Below are 14,881 nucleotides of genomic sequence, written 5' to 3'. Positions count from 1 at the left end.
GGCCGCTTCGGCGGCCTTGGACCGAAATATCCCGCAACGTGTGTATGCGTTAGCGTCGTGATCACTAGATGTCCGACTGCTGRGAAGTGAATCACTCGCTGTCCCCCTTTTTTGGCTCTTCATTGGTTTTACTTACTGGCGATCTGCTCACGGGCCGCCTTGCGAGACAGTATTTTCCGCTTTCAGGGGATAGAGATGCGTTTCACCATTAAAATGAAGCTAGGTATTGCTTTTGGTCTCGTAATATTACTGGCGCTTGGGATGGCAGGTCTTGCCATTTCCAATCTTTATTCACTCAATGCCGCCATCAGCGATATCGTTGCTGGTCCTGCCAAGAACCTTTTGAATTCGGGCGGGCTTTCTGATGCGGTCGCCGCATCGATCCGCGCCGAGAAGAATGCCGTTATGAACACGGATCCGGCTGCCATCACCGGATATCGGGACACGGTCGCGCAGGAACGGAAGACTATCGACGACCGGCTGGCCGAGCTCGACAAGGAGACCAATCCGGCAGTCGTCAGCAAGCTTGCAGAATTCCGTTCGGTCTATCCGAACTGGACACGGATGCAGGACCAGATCCTTGATCTGGCGACCCAGAACACTGCTGAAAGCAACGCGCATGCCGCTCAGATTTCCATGGGCGAAGGTGCCAAGATCACCGATAATCTCCTGAAGATCCTGGGTGAACTCAACAATCATATCGTTGAAGATCTTCACGCCACCGATGTAGCGACGAATGTCCAATACGACAATTCCAGCAGTGCCCTGATCGGCATGGCGGTGGTGCTGTTCGTTTTCTCGACGGCCATCGCGGTCTGGATCGCTTTCGGTATCAACCGTGGCCTGAAGAAGGTTGCCTTCATCGCGGAAGCCGTCTCGAAAGGCGATCTCGAGCAGAAGGTCGAGATCAAGACCAATGATGAGATCAAGGATCTGATCGACACGGTCAACATCATGACCGCCAACTTGCGCAGCACTGCGGCCCTTGCCGACAAGATCGCCATGGGGGACCTCTCGATCGACGCAAAGCCGCTGTCGGACAAGGATGCTCTCGGCATCGCCATGCAGAGCATGGTGACCAACCTGCGCACAACTGCCGAAGTGGCCAACCAGATCTCGAACGGCGACCTGACCGTTTCACCGAAGCCGCTTTCGGAAAAGGATGTGCTCGGCACTGCGCTCGAGCAGATGGTCGAGCGCCTGCGCGGCGTCGTTGCCGATGCGATTTCGGCTGCCGAGAACGTCTCTGCGGGCAGCCAGGAACTCTCGGCAAGCTCCGAGCAGGTTTCTCAAGGTGCGACGGAGCAGGCCGCCTCCGCCGAAGAGGCTTCGGCCTCGATGGAAGAGATGGCCTCAAACATCAAGCAGAACGCCGACAATGCCGCCCAGACCGAGAAGATCGCCCGCCAGTCGGCCAAGGATGCGGAAGCCAGCGGCGAAGCCGTCTCCCGCGCCGTCGACGCCATGCGCACGATCGCGCAGAAGATCGGCATCGTCCAGGAGATCGCCCGCCAGACCGACCTTCTCGCGCTGAATGCCGCCGTCGAAGCGGCGCGTGCCGGTGAGCACGGCAAGGGTTTTGCGGTCGTCGCCTCGGAAGTGCGCAAGCTTGCCGAACGCAGCCAATCGGCCGCCGCTGAAATCAGCGCCATGTCCGGTGATACGGTGAAAGCCGCCCAGGAGGCGGGCGATATGCTCGGCCGCCTGGTGCCGGACATCCGCAAGACGGCGGAGCTGGTTTCCGAGATCAGCTCGGCGTGCCGCGAGCAGGATATCGGGGCTGCCCAGATCAACGAGGCGATCCAGCAGCTCGACAAGGTGACGCAGCAGAATGCCGGTGCCTCCGAGCAGATGTCCGCAACCTCGGAAGAGCTCGCCTCCCAGGCCGAGGAACTGCAGACGTCGATCGCCTTCTTCAAGGTGGACATGGCCGGCAACCGCCAGTCCCGCGTGCTGGCCGCCAAGGTCACGGTCCGCAGCCCGGCTCCGGCAGCAATCCGTAAGCCTGCCGGCAAGAAGACCACTGCCGCCAATACGGTTGCCGCCCAGCAGGCACGCGCCAAGGGCTTTGCCCTGGATATGTCGATGGGCGGCCCGGACGCCGGCGACGATGATTTCCGCGAAAGCGCCTGAGCGCTTTCTCGCTCCAATACCGTCAGGGACCAGGCTTATGGCCCCTGACCACAAGCATTCGGTGCCCAGGAACGCCGGACGCAAGATCGCAATTTCTTCGATAACTGTCTTCGCCTCCGGAATGTTTTTGCTGCGTGACGCCGCGCCCAGGAAACCACCGGTCCACACTTATTCCGTCGCTTTCAAATAGGGGTATTGCGATGCGTATCACGATCAAGCTCAAGCTCGCAGCCGCGTTCGGCTTTGTCATATTGTTGCTAGTGGGTAGTGCAGTCTTTGGAATTATCAGCCTCAGCTCGCTGAACGATGCCGTCGGCAACCTGATCGCAGGTCCTTCAAAAAGACTGGAGCTGGCGCTGGAAGCCAAAGCTGCCGAACTCGATGCCATCCGGTGGCAGAAGAACGCCCTTTTGGAAATGGATCCTGAAGCAGCCAAGAAACACTTCCAAAACTCGGCAAAGAGCATGGATGAAATGCTCACATTCGCGACAGGCGGCCAGCAGCTTGCAACGGCTGACGGCAAGCCGACGTGGGATAGGCTGGTCGAGCTGAGCAAACGTTTCGTGGAAGGTTCCAACAAAGTTGCCTTGATCCAGGAAAGTGGCGACAGGGCAGCGGCCACGGCCTATTCCGGTGGAGAGGTTCGCGCCATCGTCACGGAGCTGGAAGACGTCTTTACGGCGCTCGTCGCGCTTCAGCAGAAGTCGATGACCCAGGCCGACGACGATACGGAAATCCTCTACGGCAACACCAGAAATTTGCTGATCGGCATCGCCATCGGCGCTTCCGTCATCGCTTTTGCTGCCGCGCTCTGGATCGCGCTCGGCATCAACAGCGGCCTGCGCAAGATCATGAACGTCGCCAGCGCCGTTGCCATCGGCGATCTGAACCAGAAGGTCGAGATCAAGAGCAACGACGAGATCAAGGATCTGGTGAACACGATCAACGTCATGACGGATAATCTGCGCAATACCGCTGGCATCGCAAACGAGATTTCGAACGGTGACCTCAGCGTCACGCCGAAGCCGCTCTCCGACAAGGATACGCTCGGCATCGCCATGCTCGGCATGGTGAACAACCTGCGCGCCACCGCCGATGTTGCCAACCAGATCGCAGAAGGCGACCTCTCGGTAGAGGTCAAGCCGCTTTCGGCGAAGGATACGCTCGGCATTGCGATGCAAAGCATGGTCGCCAACCTTCGCATCACTGCCGATATTGCTACGCAGATTGCTGCCGGCGACCTGACGGTGTCTCCGAAGCCGCTTTCGGCCAAGGATACACTTGGCACTGCGCTCGAACAGATGGTGGAGCGTTTGCGCGATGTCGTCGCCGACGCAATTGCAGCCGCCGAGAATGTTTCGGCCGGCAGCCAGGAGCTTTCGGCGAGCTCGGAGCAGGTATCGCAGGGCGCGACCGAGCAGGCTTCGGCGGCCGAGGAAGCCTCCTCCTCGATGGAAGAGATGGCAGCCAACATCAAGCAGAACGCCGACAATGCCGCCCAAACGGAAAAGATCGCGCGGCAATCCGCCAAGGATGCGGAGATGAGCGGAAGTGCTGTTTCCCGCGCGGTCGAAGCCATGCGTACGATCGCCCAGAAGATCGGCATCGTTCAGGAAATTGCCCGCCAGACCGACCTTCTTGCCCTCAACGCCGCGGTGGAGGCGGCCCGTGCCGGCGAACACGGGAAGGGTTTTGCGGTCGTCGCTTCGGAAGTGCGCAAGCTTGCAGAGCGCAGCCAGTCGGCGGCAGCGGAAATCAGCGCCATGTCGAGCGATACCGTCACTGCCGCCCAGGAAGCCGGGGACATGCTCGGCCGCCTAGTGCCTGACATCAGAAAGACGGCGGAACTCGTGGCGGAGATCAGCTCTGCATGCCGCGAGCAGGATGTCGGTGCGTCGCAGATCAACGAGGCGATCCAGCAGCTCGACAAGGTAACCCAGCAGAATGCGGGTGCTTCCGAGCAGATGTCTGCAACCTCCGAAGAGCTCGCTGCCCAGGCCGAGGAACTGCAGACGTCTATCGCCTTCTTCAAGGTGGATACGGCGGGTGGCAAGGCAATCGCAACGAGTGCCCGCCAGGGCCGCGCACCGGCTGCCAAGGTGACCACACGCAGCCCGGCTCCATCCGCAGCTCGCAAGCCGGCTGTCAAGGCGGCTGCCGCCAACGGCGTTGCCGCTCAGCAAGCCCGCGCCAAGGGTTTTGCCCTGGACATGTCCATGGGTGGACCGGACACGGCGGACGATGATTTCCGGGAAAGCGCGTAAGCGCTTCCCGGCGGACAGGCATTGGGGCCGCGGCAACAGCGGCCCCGTTACGGCCGGCGCATGGAAGCGCCGGGGCACACCGGCTCGGCCGGCAACGCATGAAGCGTTTTTACGGCGGCACAATGTGTCATTTCGCGGGATATCCGCTGCAGTCCTAAAGGGGTCTTGGAATGCGCTTCACGATTAAACTCAAACTGGGCCTGGTGTTCGGTTTCATCGTTCTCCTGACCTGCGCGATGGCCGGTCTTTCGATCTACAATCTCTCGTCGCTGAATAGCGACATCTCGGTCATGGTTGCCGGTCCGGTCGCCAATCTGCGCGATTCCGGTGATCTCTCCGATGCCGTGATGCGTTCCATCCGCGCCGAAAAGGATGCGATCATCAATACCGATGCGACCAAGATCGCCGGCTATGTCGATGAGATTTCGCAGCAGCGCGAGCAGATCAAGACACTGCAGGCTCGCCTTGCCGCTTCGGAAGACCCTGACATCAGGAATGGCATGGCTCAGTTCGGCGATCTCTACGGCAAGTGGACGGCGCTGCAGGATCGTGTTGCCGACCTCGCCAAGCAGAACACCACCGAATCCAACACCCAGGCCGGCGTCATTTCGATGGGCGAAGGCCAGGCGGTGACGACCCAGCTTCTCGGCATTCTCACCAAGCTGAACGACACCGTGACCGGCAATGTCGCCGAAACCGACGCCGCTACCAACGACCAGTATGCCCAGTCGCGCAACATGCTGGTGATGATGACGATAGGTCTGATCATCATATCCTCTGCTGCTGCCATCTGGATCCTGCTCAATATCTCCCGTGGCCTCAAGCGTGCAGTCCAGCTCGCGGATGCCGTCAGCATCGGCGAGCTCGAACAGGACATCGAGCATAAGAGCAATGACGAAATCCGCGACCTGGTCAATTCCATGACGAGGATGACCGGCAACCTGCGTAACACGGCGCAGATCGCCAACCAGATCTCGAACGGCGACCTTACCGTGTCTCCGAAACCTCTGTCCGAAAAGGATACGTTGGGTATCGCTCTGGAGCAGATGGTGGAGCGTCTGCGTGGTGTCGTCGCTGATGCAATCGCCGCTGCGGAAAACGTCTCGTCCGGCAGCCAGGAACTGTCAGCCAGCTCCGAGCAGGTCTCGCAGGGCGCAACCGAACAGGCGGCTTCGGCTGAAGAGGCTTCTGCTTCGATGGAGCAGATGGCCTCAAACATCAAGCAGAATGCCGACAACGCCGCCCAGACCGAAAAGATCGCCCGCCAGTCCGCCAAGGATGCGGAGAATTCCGGCGATGCCGTCAACCGTGCGGTGGCTGCGATGCGCACGATTGCCGAGAAGATCGGCATCGTTCAGGAAATCGCCCGCCAGACCGACCTGCTCGCCCTGAATGCCGCCGTCGAAGCTGCGCGTGCCGGTGAACACGGCAAGGGCTTTGCGGTTGTCGCCTCGGAAGTGCGCAAGCTTGCAGAACGCAGCCAGTCGGCCGCCGCTGAGATCAGTGCGATGTCCGGCGATACAGTCAAGGCAGCGCAGGAAGCCGGCGACATGCTTGGTCGCCTGGTTCCTGACATCCGCAAGACTGCCGAACTGGTCTCCGAGATCAGCTCGGCGTGCCGCGAGCAGGATATTGGTGCAGCCCAGATCAACGAAGCGATCCAGCAGCTCGACAAGGTGACCCAGCAGAATGCCGGCGCTTCCGAAGAGATGTCGGCGACCTCCGAAGAGCTGGCGACCCAGGCTGAGGAACTGCAGGCCTCCATCGCCTTCTTCAAGGTGGACATGGCCGGCAACCGCCTGTCCCGCGCTCCGGCTGCCAAGGTCACGGTGCGCACGCCCGCTCCGACCGGAGGCCGCAAGCCGGTCGGCAAGAAGACCACGGCCGCCAATTCGGTCGCCGCCCAGCAGGCCCGCGCCAAGGGCTTTGCTCTCGACCTCTCCATGGGTGGCCCTGATGATGGGGATGCCGAGTTCAAGGAAAGCGCCTGAGCATCCGGGTCCTTTCAATATGTTAACAGGCGTCTCCGATAATCGGGGCGCCCGAATCCAAGGAAAGCGGTTGATCATGGCAACAACATCTCTGGAAGCCCAATTCGTGACCTTCAGCCTCGGCGAGGAGATCTTCGCCGTTCCGGTGGAGGTGGTGCGCGAAATCCTCGACTATGCGGAAGCATTCAAGATTCCGAATGGTCCCGACTATCTGCTCGGCCTGCGCGACGTGCGCGGCCAGGGCGTTCCGACGATCGATCTGCGCCTGAAGCTCGGCATGTCGAAGACAGTGCCGACGCCGCACACGCGGGTGCTGGTTCTCGACGTTCCGATGGAAAATCGCCTTCTGACGCTCGGCCTCGTTGCCGACCGCGTTTTCGAAGTGACGCCCTTCCGTCGCGATCAGATCGAGTCTGCACCCGATATCGGCGTACGCTGGCGGTCGGATTATATTGCTGGTGTCGTGCGCCGCGAGAACGGCTTCGTCGTCATCGTCGACCTCGCCCGGCTTCTGTCGCGCGAGGATGCAACTGTCCTGCAATCGGCCGCCTGAGGCCCTCAAGACCTGTTCGGAGCGTCGCGTTTTATGAGTATGGCAGCGGTAGAAACCCAATTGCCGGGTGACAGGATCAGCAAGCGTAATTTCGACAAGCTGGCACGGTTCATCTATGACTATAGCGGCATCAAGATGCCGCCGACGAAGCTGACGATGCTGGAGGGCCGGCTGCGCCGGCGTTTGCGCGCCACGCGCCATGCGAGCTTCGACGACTATTGTGATTTCCTGTTCAACGAGGATGGTCTCGACCAGGAGACTGTCTACCTGATCGACGTCGTGACGACCAATAAGACCGACTTCTTCCGGGAAGCCAAACATTTCGAATATATGCAGATGGTCGCCCTACCGACGCTCGCCGACAGCGGCCTGCGGACGATCCGCACATGGAGTTCTGCCTGCTCGACGGGTGCAGAGCCCTATACGATGGCTATGGTGCTGGCCGAGTTCGTCGAGAACCGCAGCGATGTCTCCTACAATGTGCTGGCGACGGATCTCTCCACCGATGTGCTACAGACAGCGCGCAAGGGCATTTATGCGGAAGATCTGGTCGCTCCGGTGCCGCGTGATCTGCAGAAGAAATATGTCATGGTGGCCAAGCAGCAGGGCCGCCGCGAGGTTCGCATCTCGCCGAAGCTGCGCAGCCGTGTCGGCTTCGCCCGCATGAACCTGATGGATGAGAAATATCCTGTTGGCGACATGATGCACCTGATCTTTTGCCGCAACGTGCTGATCTACTTCGACAAGCAGACGCAGGCCGGAGTGCTCACCCGTCTCTGCAATTGCCTCGCGAAGGGCGGTTACATGTTTATCGGTCACTCGGAATCGATCACCGGCTTCGACCTTCCCTTGAAGCAGGTTTCGAATACGGTGTTCCAGCGCATCTGAGGGGATCCTATGGCCAAAAAAGTCCGCGTCCTCATCATCGACGATTCCGCCAGTGTCAGGCAGACGCTGGCTCGGGTTCTGGAAGAAGACCCGGAGATCGAAGTCATGGCCGTGGCTTCCGACCCGTTCATGGCGGCGCGCAAGATCCAGGAAGAGATCCCTGATGTCATCACGCTCGATGTCGAGATGCCGCGCATGGATGGGATCACCTTCCTGCGCAAGCTCATGTCGCAGCGGCCGATCCCGGTCGTCATGTGCTCCTCGCTGACAGAGGCGGGTTCGGAAACTCTGCTTCAGGCGCTTGAGGCGGGTGCCGTCGACGTCATCCTGAAATCCAAGATCGGTGCGGCGGATAGCCTGGCCGATGATGCCATGCGCATCCGTGAAGTGGTCAAGAGCGCCTCGCATGCGCGGCTTACCAATGTGCGCCGCGCTGCAGGCAGCATCCGTTCGGCTTCGGCGGAAGGGCCGGCCAAGAAGCTGACGGCCGATGCGATGTTGCCGCCGCCAACCGGCCGGGCAATGGCGAAGACGACGGAAATGGTCGTCTGCGTCGGCGCTTCGACGGGCGGAACGGAAGCCCTGCGCGAATTTCTGGAAGCGCTGCCGGCCAACGCGCCAGGCATGGTCATCGTTCAGCACATGCCGGAAAAATTCACAGCGGCTTTTGCCAAGCGCCTCAACGGTCTTTGCGAAGTCGAGGTCAAGGAAGCGGCCGACGGCGATCCGGTGTTGCGCGGTCATGTGCTGATTGCGCCCGGCGACAAGCATATGTTGCTGGAGCGTCAGGGGGCGCGTTATTACGTGTCCGTCAAGCCGGGGCCGCTGGTTTCCCGCCACCGTCCGTCCGTCGATGTGCTCTTCCGTTCCGCTGCCCGTTCGGCCGGCTCGAACGCGATGGGCATCATCATGACCGGAATGGGAGACGACGGTGCGCGCGGCATGCTGGAAATGCATCAGGCCGGTGCCTATACCGTCGCGCAGGATGAAGCGACCTCGGTTGTTTTCGGCATGCCGAAGGAAGCGATCGCCAAGGGCGGTGTCGACCGTATTCTGCCGCTCGACCAGATCGCCCGCGAAGTGCTGATCACACAGCAGAAATCCTGAGTTTCGGACATTAAGCAGTGGAACGGCGGCGTATCTGCGCCGCCGTTCCATTGTCTGCATCAGGCCAGATAACCGCCGTCGATCGTAAGGCTGGCGCCGGTGATGAAGGAGGCTTCGGGGCTGGCGAGATAGGCGGTGAAGCTAGCGATTTCCTTGTCCTCGCCGATGCGGCCGAGCGCCATCAACTGTTTCAGCATCTCATGGCTGGCTTCGTTCGAGTTCATGTCCGTTGCCGTCGGGCCTGGCTGAATAGTGTTGACCGTGATGCTGCGCGGGCCGAGATCGCGGGCAAGGCCGCGTGTCATGGCGGCCACTGCACCCTTTGTCATGGAATAGACCGAGGAGGTCGGGAAACCGCTCCGCTCGGCGACGATGCTGCCGATGGTGATGATGCGCCCGCCTGCTTTCATGTGGCGCGCGGCCGCTTGCGTACCGGCAAAGACGGCGCGGACATTGACCGCAAACATGCGGTCGAAGTCCTCGAGGGGGAAATTCTCTACTGAATTCAACATGAGAATTCCGGCGCTGTTGACGAGAATGTCGATGCCACCGAACGTCGAGACGGTCTCATCGACCGCATCCTGAACGGCCTTCGGATCAGCGCTGTCTGCCTTGATGGCCAGCGCGTTCGCACCCTTCGCCTCTATTTCGGCAACGATGGCCTTCGCCTTGTCGCCAGAGGCGGAATAGGTGAACGCAACGGCCGCGCCGTCGCTGCTGAGGCGGCGGACAATTGCGGCACCGATACCGCGCGAGCCACCGGTTACGAGGGCGATCTTGCCGGAGAGTGGTTGGGACATTGTGGGTTTCTTCCTTTTTTGGACTGTTTAGTCTGGAATTGGACACGCGAAATCGGGTTTGGACTTCCAGTTTTTACCGGAGGCTTCGAACGGCGAGGCGGGCTATCCCGCGAAGTGCTTCGGGGGGGGCGCCGTTGCGGGCGCTGACCTTCATGCCTGACAGGGTCGAGCCGAGGAACTGCACGGCATCGGTGGTATTGACATCATCCGCGACCTCGCCCCGCTTCTTGCCTTCCTCAAGGATTGTCTGCACGGCGGATGAAAGCAGGCGGGATGCCTTGTCTGTCAGATCAGAGACCGCACTGTCCGTGCGGCCGAACTCGCATACGGCGCTGACGCCAAGGCAGCCACGGCCGGCTTCGGTTTCCGGACGGGAGGCAAAGGCGATGAGCGTCTCTTCCAAAGCTTTCAACGGTGTCGTATCGCGGTGCAGATCGGCCACGAGTTGAGAGACGCTGTCGAGATTGTAGCGGTCGAGCGCTGCCAGATAGAGGCTGCGCTTGTCGCCGAAAGTATCGTACATGCTTTGCCGGCTGATCTTCATGGCCGAGAGCAGCGCATCCGTGGACGTGCCCTCGTAGCCGTGTTCGGTAAACACGGTGATGGCAGCCTTGAGTGCGGTGTCGCGATCGAATTCCTTATGCCTTGCCATGACGCCTCAATAAGGTTTCCAGACTGATCTGTCCAGAATAATTTAGGAACTATCCTTTCCTGCTGCAACCCTGCCATGCGGCATTCCCCTTGAAATTTCCCTGATTTTGTGGTCTTGAGGCCGCCAATCTATGCAGCGCTGTCGCTTCCGGCGTTCAGGGACATATCCCGCCCCTGACAGCGCGTCCCGTATTATCCAAGGAAAATGCCCACATGGCCCGTTCAGCTCTTCTCAATGTCATGGTTCAGGCTGCCATCAAGGCAGGCAAGTCGCTGGGGCGTGATTTCGGGGAAGTGCAGAACCTGCAGGTATCCGTGAAGGGACCGGGCGACTTCGTTTCGAATGCCGACCGCAAGGCCGAGAAGATCGTCAAGGAAGAGCTTCTCAAGGCTCGTCCGACCTATGGCTTCCTTGGCGAAGAGAGCGAAGAGATCAAGGGTACCGATGGTGCGCACCGCTGGATCGTCGATCCGCTCGATGGCACGACCAACTTCCTGCACGGTATCCCGGCCTTTGCCGTTTCCATTGCACTCGAGCGCAACAATGAGATCGTCGCAGGCGTGGTCTTCAATCCGGCGACGGACGAGCTTTACACTGCCGAGCGTGGCGGCGGCGCGTTCCTCAACGATCGCCGCCTGCGCGTCGCCTCGCGCCGGGTGCTTTCCGACAGCGTCATCGGCTGCGGCGTGCCGCATCTCGGCCGCGGCAATCACGGCAAGTTCCTGATCGAGCTGCGCCATGTCATGGGCGAAGTTGCCGGCATCCGCCGCATGGGGGCAGTCTCGCTTGATCTTGCCTATGTGGCCGCCGGTCGTTTCGACGGCTTCTGGGAAGTGGCGCTGTCGCCCTGGGACATGGCGGCCGGCATTCTGCTCATCCGCGAAGCGGGTGGTTATGCCACTGACTGGGACGGGGGGGCGTCAATTCTGGAGACCGGTGCGATCATTGCCGGCAACGAGCACATCCACAAAGCGCTCACGGAAGTCGTCAAGCGGCCGGTTCCGACCAAGTGACGATCTGGGCAACAGCCTGTTGTAAAGTCCGGCTTTTCGCCTGCGCATACTTCAATTCGGCACAATGTTGATCTAGTCTTCGGCTGTAATGAGTCCGGAGGCCGAGGAACCTATGGAAAATGTGAATGTGGCCGAGTTCGGCTCGACCGAGAAGACGGCCGGTGGCTACACTTACAAACTCTCCAGCCCCATGTCGTTCTTCTGGACGATGGTGTTGTTCCTCATCATCGTGGGCTTCATCGCGGCGATCCTGTTCCGGCAGACGCAGACTGCCTTCATGCATAATCCGGGCCTGAACGGTCTCATCGTCGGCGTTCTTGCCGTTGGAATCATTCTCGTTTTCAATCATGTCCTGTCGCTTCGCCCGGAAGTACGCTGGTTCAATTCTTTCCGTGCTGCTGGCAGTGCCGACAAGGTGAACCGCCATCCGCGGCTGCTTGCGCCGATGCGGGCGCTGATTGGAAATCGTAGCAGGTCCGGGGTTGCATTATCGACCACCGCGCTGCGCTCCATTCTGGATTCGATTGCCAACCGCCTCGACGAATCGCGTGACGTTTCCCGCTATCTTATCGGCCTTCTCGTCTTCCTCGGCCTGCTCGGCACCTTCTGGGGCCTTATCGGCACGATCGGCTCCATCAGCTCTGTCATCCAGTCGCTCGATGCCGGCTCGAATGGCACGGGCGATGTGCTTTCGACGCTGAAGGAAGGGCTTGCGATGCCGCTTTCCGGCATGGGCCAGGCTTTCTCGTCCTCGCTGCTCGGTCTTTCGGGCTCGCTGATCCTCGGGTTCCTCGATCTGCAGGCCGGACGTGCCCAGAACCGTTTCTATACGGAGCTGGAAAACTGGCTCTCCTCGGTTACCGATGTCGGCTCCGACATTCCGGTGCCGGCGCTGGATGGCGTTTCTGGTGGCTCATCGGAAGATATGAAGGCCCTGTCGGAATATCTGCGAAAGGTCGCCGAAGGGGACGGCGCGTCCAGCCAGCGGTCGGTCGCCGCCATGGCAAGCCTTGCCGAAGGCATTCAGGGTCTCGTCAAGAACATGCGCAACGAGCAGCAGATGCTGCGCGACTGGATCGAGGTCCAGCAGGACGAGGCAAAGGCGATGCGCCGCACGCTCGATCGTCTGGCTGAACGCATCGGTGTGCAAGACCGCGGCAGCGACAGAGCGCGCGAACGGTCCGGCCAGGTCGAAAAGAGCGAGGGCAAGTAAGCCATGCCTCTTGGCCGCAACCGCCGCCAACGCGCGGTGGACTACTGGCCGGGCTTCGTCGATGCTCTATCGACGCTGCTCATCGCCATCATGTTCATCCTCACGGTTTTCGTTGTCGGCCAGTTCATTCTCAGCCGCGAAATCAGCGGTCGTGACGAGGTGCTGACGCGTCTGAACGGTCAGATCAACGAGCTCACGCAGTTGCTGGCGCTCGAGAAGGGCAGCAATCAGGATCTTCAGGATTCCGTCGCCAATCTGCAGGCGTCGCTTGCGAGTGCCGAGGGCGAGCGTACGCGGTTGCAGGCGCTTCTCAGCGCCGGTACCGGCGGCCAGAATGCGGCAAAGCAGCAGATCGGAACGCTGACGCAGCAGCTCGATGAGCAGAAGCAGGTCAGCGACCGCGCCCTCAGCCAGGTCGAGCTCCTCAACCAGCAGATCGCGGCGTTGCGCAGCCAGATCGCTGCTGTCGAGGCAGCACTTCAGGCTTCCGAGGAGAAGGATCAGACTTCGCAGACGAAAATCGCCGACCTCGGCCGCCGCCTGAACGTGGCGCTGGCTGCGCGTGTGCAGGAACTCAATCGCTACCGCTCGGACTTCTTCGGCCGCTTGCGCGAAATCCTGTCCGATCGCGAGAACATTCGCGTCGTCGGCGACCGTTTCGTCTTTCAGTCGGAAGTGCTGTTCCCGTCTGGCGGAGCCGACCTCAATCCGGATGGCCAAACGGAAATGGCAAAGCTTGCCGCCGCCTTGCTCGACCTTGCCAAGGAAATTCCGCCTGAGATCAACTGGGTGCTGCGTGTTGACGGGCATACGGACAATGTCGCGCTGTCGGGCTCAGGCCGCTACCGCGACAACTGGGAGCTTTCATCCGCCCGCGCGATTTCGGTCGTGAAGTTTCTGATCGCGCAGGGTGTGCCCGCAGACCGGCTCGTTGCGGCAGGTTTTGGCGAATTCCAGCCGATCGCACCCGGCGATACGCCGGAAGCGCGCGCCACCAACCGCCGTATCGAGCTCAAGCTGACCGAGAAATAACGGCCTGAAGTTTGCTGGTGAGGAAGGTGCGGACGGCGGGACTGTCGCTGAGGCCGATCGCTATCCTGTAGGCTTCTGCCGCGGCATCGCTTTCGCCAAGGTCTGCCAGCAGATGCGCCCGCACCGCCCAGTAAGGCTGGTAGCTGGCGATGCCCGGTTGTTCCAACCCGTCCAGCAGGGCGATGGCTGGGGCCGCGCCGTCGACCCTGCCAATGACGGCGGCATGGCTGACCTTTGAACCGAGTGTCGGTTTCATCGCGATGAGCGCTCGGTAGAGGGTGACGAGCGCCTTCCAATCCGTCGCGCCCGTCCGGCGGCGCGTGGTGTGGACGGACTGGATCGCCGCCTGGCACTGGAACGGACCGAAGCGGTCGAAAGTGCCCGCCTTGCGCAGCAACACGTCGGCTTCGGCCATCATGATTTCGTTCCAGAGACCGGTATCCTGCTCCTCAAGCGGTATGTAGGCGCCCTCGCCATCACGTCGCGCGTGTCTTCTCGCCTCGCAATAAAGCATCAGTGAGAGCAGCCCGATGACCTCCGGCTCCTCGGGCAGAATGGTCATGAGGGCGCGGCCAAGCCAGATCGCCTCATCGGTTAAGCCCGTGCGACTGTCTCCTTCACCATCGAGACCGTCCCAGCCGAGCCCGTAGGCGGCATAGATTGCCGAGAGCACGCCTGCCAGCCGTTCCGTCAGAACCTGCCGCTCGGGAATGGCGAAGGGAATGCCGGCGTCGCGGATCTTGACCTTGGCGCGTACTAGGCGCTGGCTCATGGTATCCGGCAAGACGACGAAGGCCTGTGCGATTGTCTTCGCATCAATGCCGAGTACGGTCTGAAGCATCAGCGGCGTATGAATGGACCGGTCAATTGCCGGGTGCGTGCAGGCAAAAAGCAGCTTCAGCCGTTCATCGGAAAAGTCGGCGTTTCGTGCATCGTTCATACGCTCCTCGGCTTCCTCGACGGCCAGCGCAATCGTTTCGCTGGCATTGTCGCGGACAGTTCGATGGCGGGCCGCCTGTATGAGGTTGCGGCGGGCTGCAGTCAGCAGCCAGCCTTCGGGATTGTCGGGAATGCCACGCTCGGGCCAGACCCGCAACGCGGCCGCCAGCGCATCAGACAGGGCGTCCTCCGCCGCCGGAACATCGCGAGAGCGGGCGGCAAGGAAGGCGATGAGCTTGCCGTAGGATTGCCGTGCCACCTTCTCGGCGGCACGGCCCACATCTGATGTCACAACG

The 14,881-nt window shown here is 60.9% G+C and carries 12 protein-coding genes; 9 read left to right on the top strand and 3 right to left on the bottom strand.

Translation table 11 applies throughout. The features are described 5' to 3' along the window. Positions 1-195 precede the first annotated feature (195 nt). The 6 genes from AC1DTN_RS05680 (at position 196) to AC1DTN_RS05655 (ending at position 8,936) form a co-directional block, all read left to right on the top strand. Complete coding sequence (locus AC1DTN_RS05680) at positions 196-2,133, top strand: HAMP domain-containing methyl-accepting chemotaxis protein (RefSeq protein WP_442206386.1); 1,938 nt, start codon at positions 196-198, stop codon at positions 2,131-2,133. 200 nt (positions 2,134-2,333) lie between these two features. Continuing rightward, positions 2,334-4,397: a HAMP domain-containing methyl-accepting chemotaxis protein gene (locus AC1DTN_RS05675; RefSeq protein ID WP_442206385.1), complete on the top strand. Its 2,064-nt coding sequence runs from the start codon at positions 2,334-2,336 to the stop codon at positions 4,395-4,397. 170 nt (positions 4,398-4,567) lie between these two features. Next, positions 4,568-6,388, top strand: a complete 1,821-nt coding sequence (locus AC1DTN_RS05670; RefSeq protein WP_113320888.1) for a methyl-accepting chemotaxis protein — start codon at positions 4,568-4,570, stop codon at positions 6,386-6,388. Positions 6,389-6,464: 76 nt separating this feature from the next. Beyond that, the gene (locus AC1DTN_RS05665) at positions 6,465-6,941 is read left to right on the top strand and encodes a chemotaxis protein CheW (protein WP_113320887.1); all 477 of its coding nucleotides are present in this window, start codon (positions 6,465-6,467) and stop codon (positions 6,939-6,941) included. A 33-nt stretch (positions 6,942-6,974) separates the two neighbouring features. Further along, complete coding sequence (locus tag AC1DTN_RS05660; RefSeq protein ID WP_113320886.1) at positions 6,975-7,829, top strand: CheR family methyltransferase; 855 nt, start codon at positions 6,975-6,977, stop codon at positions 7,827-7,829. A gap of 9 nt (positions 7,830-7,838) precedes the next feature. Then, the gene (locus tag AC1DTN_RS05655; RefSeq protein WP_310383529.1) at positions 7,839-8,936 is read left to right on the top strand and encodes a protein-glutamate methylesterase/protein-glutamine glutaminase; all 1,098 of its coding nucleotides are present in this window, start codon (positions 7,839-7,841) and stop codon (positions 8,934-8,936) included. Between the two features lie 59 nt (positions 8,937-8,995). Here AC1DTN_RS05655 and AC1DTN_RS05650 read toward each other — a convergent pair whose 3' ends face one another. Both AC1DTN_RS05650 and AC1DTN_RS05645 read right to left on the bottom strand, forming a co-directional pair. Further along, on the bottom strand, positions 8,996-9,736 hold the full coding sequence (locus tag AC1DTN_RS05650) for a 3-oxoacyl-ACP reductase family protein (RefSeq protein WP_113320884.1): 741 nt from the start codon (positions 9,734-9,736) through the stop codon (positions 8,996-8,998). Between the two features lie 73 nt (positions 9,737-9,809). Continuing rightward, a complete protein-coding gene (locus AC1DTN_RS05645) occupies positions 9,810-10,388 on the bottom strand; it encodes a TetR/AcrR family transcriptional regulator (protein ID WP_113320883.1) in 579 nt (192 codons plus the stop codon). Between the two features lie 212 nt (positions 10,389-10,600). Here AC1DTN_RS05645 and AC1DTN_RS05640 point away from each other — a divergent pair, with 212 nt between their 5' ends. The 3 genes from AC1DTN_RS05640 (at position 10,601) to AC1DTN_RS05630 (ending at position 13,646) form a co-directional block, all read left to right on the top strand. Beyond that, positions 10,601-11,401, top strand: a complete 801-nt coding sequence (locus tag AC1DTN_RS05640; RefSeq protein ID WP_113320882.1) for an inositol monophosphatase family protein — start codon at positions 10,601-10,603, stop codon at positions 11,399-11,401. Positions 11,402-11,513: 112 nt separating this feature from the next. Continuing rightward, on the top strand, positions 11,514-12,614 hold the full coding sequence (locus AC1DTN_RS05635; protein WP_113320881.1) for a MotA/TolQ/ExbB proton channel family protein: 1,101 nt from the start codon (positions 11,514-11,516) through the stop codon (positions 12,612-12,614). A 3-nt stretch (positions 12,615-12,617) separates the two neighbouring features. Then, positions 12,618-13,646, top strand: coding sequence for a peptidoglycan -binding protein (locus tag AC1DTN_RS05630; RefSeq protein WP_113320880.1), 1,029 nt, complete (start codon positions 12,618-12,620; stop codon positions 13,644-13,646). Here AC1DTN_RS05630 and AC1DTN_RS05625 read toward each other — a convergent pair. Continuing rightward, a complete protein-coding gene (locus AC1DTN_RS05625; protein WP_113320879.1) occupies positions 13,627-14,877 on the bottom strand; it encodes an RNA polymerase sigma factor in 1,251 nt (416 codons plus the stop codon). The two genes, AC1DTN_RS05630 and AC1DTN_RS05625, sit on opposite strands and share 20 nt — an antisense overlap. Positions 14,878-14,881: the final 4 nt, after the last annotated feature.

The organism is Rhizobium sp. 01T444 (assembly GCF_056398305.1).
The sequence above is the reverse complement of the archived record's forward strand: the minus strand, read 5'-3'. Positions and strand labels throughout refer to the sequence as shown.

What these genes read in the sequence shown, in the direction of transcription:
- AC1DTN_RS05680 (WP_442206386.1), top strand. Translation starts at nt 196, where the DNA reads ATGCGTTTCACCATTAAAATGAAGCTAGGTATTGCTTTTGGTCTCGTA.
- AC1DTN_RS05675 (WP_442206385.1), top strand. Translation starts at nt 2,334, where the DNA reads ATGCGTATCACGATCAAGCTCAAGCTCGCAGCCGCGTTCGGCTTTGTC.
- AC1DTN_RS05670 (WP_113320888.1), top strand. Translation starts at nt 4,568, where the DNA reads ATGCGCTTCACGATTAAACTCAAACTGGGCCTGGTGTTCGGTTTCATC.
- AC1DTN_RS05665 (WP_113320887.1), top strand. Translation starts at nt 6,465, where the DNA reads ATGGCAACAACATCTCTGGAAGCCCAATTCGTGACCTTCAGCCTCGGC.
- AC1DTN_RS05660 (WP_113320886.1), top strand. Translation starts at nt 6,975, where the DNA reads ATGAGTATGGCAGCGGTAGAAACCCAATTGCCGGGTGACAGGATCAGC.
- AC1DTN_RS05655 (WP_310383529.1), top strand. Translation starts at nt 7,839, where the DNA reads ATGGCCAAAAAAGTCCGCGTCCTCATCATCGACGATTCCGCCAGTGTC.
- AC1DTN_RS05650 (WP_113320884.1), bottom strand. Translation starts at nt 9,736, where the DNA reads ATGTCCCAACCACTCTCCGGCAAGATCGCCCTCGTAACCGGTGGCTCG.
- AC1DTN_RS05645 (WP_113320883.1), bottom strand. Translation starts at nt 10,388, where the DNA reads ATGGCAAGGCATAAGGAATTCGATCGCGACACCGCACTCAAGGCTGCC.
- AC1DTN_RS05640 (WP_113320882.1), top strand. Translation starts at nt 10,601, where the DNA reads ATGGCCCGTTCAGCTCTTCTCAATGTCATGGTTCAGGCTGCCATCAAG.
- AC1DTN_RS05635 (WP_113320881.1), top strand. Translation starts at nt 11,514, where the DNA reads ATGGAAAATGTGAATGTGGCCGAGTTCGGCTCGACCGAGAAGACGGCC.
- AC1DTN_RS05630 (WP_113320880.1), top strand. Translation starts at nt 12,618, where the DNA reads ATGCCTCTTGGCCGCAACCGCCGCCAACGCGCGGTGGACTACTGGCCG.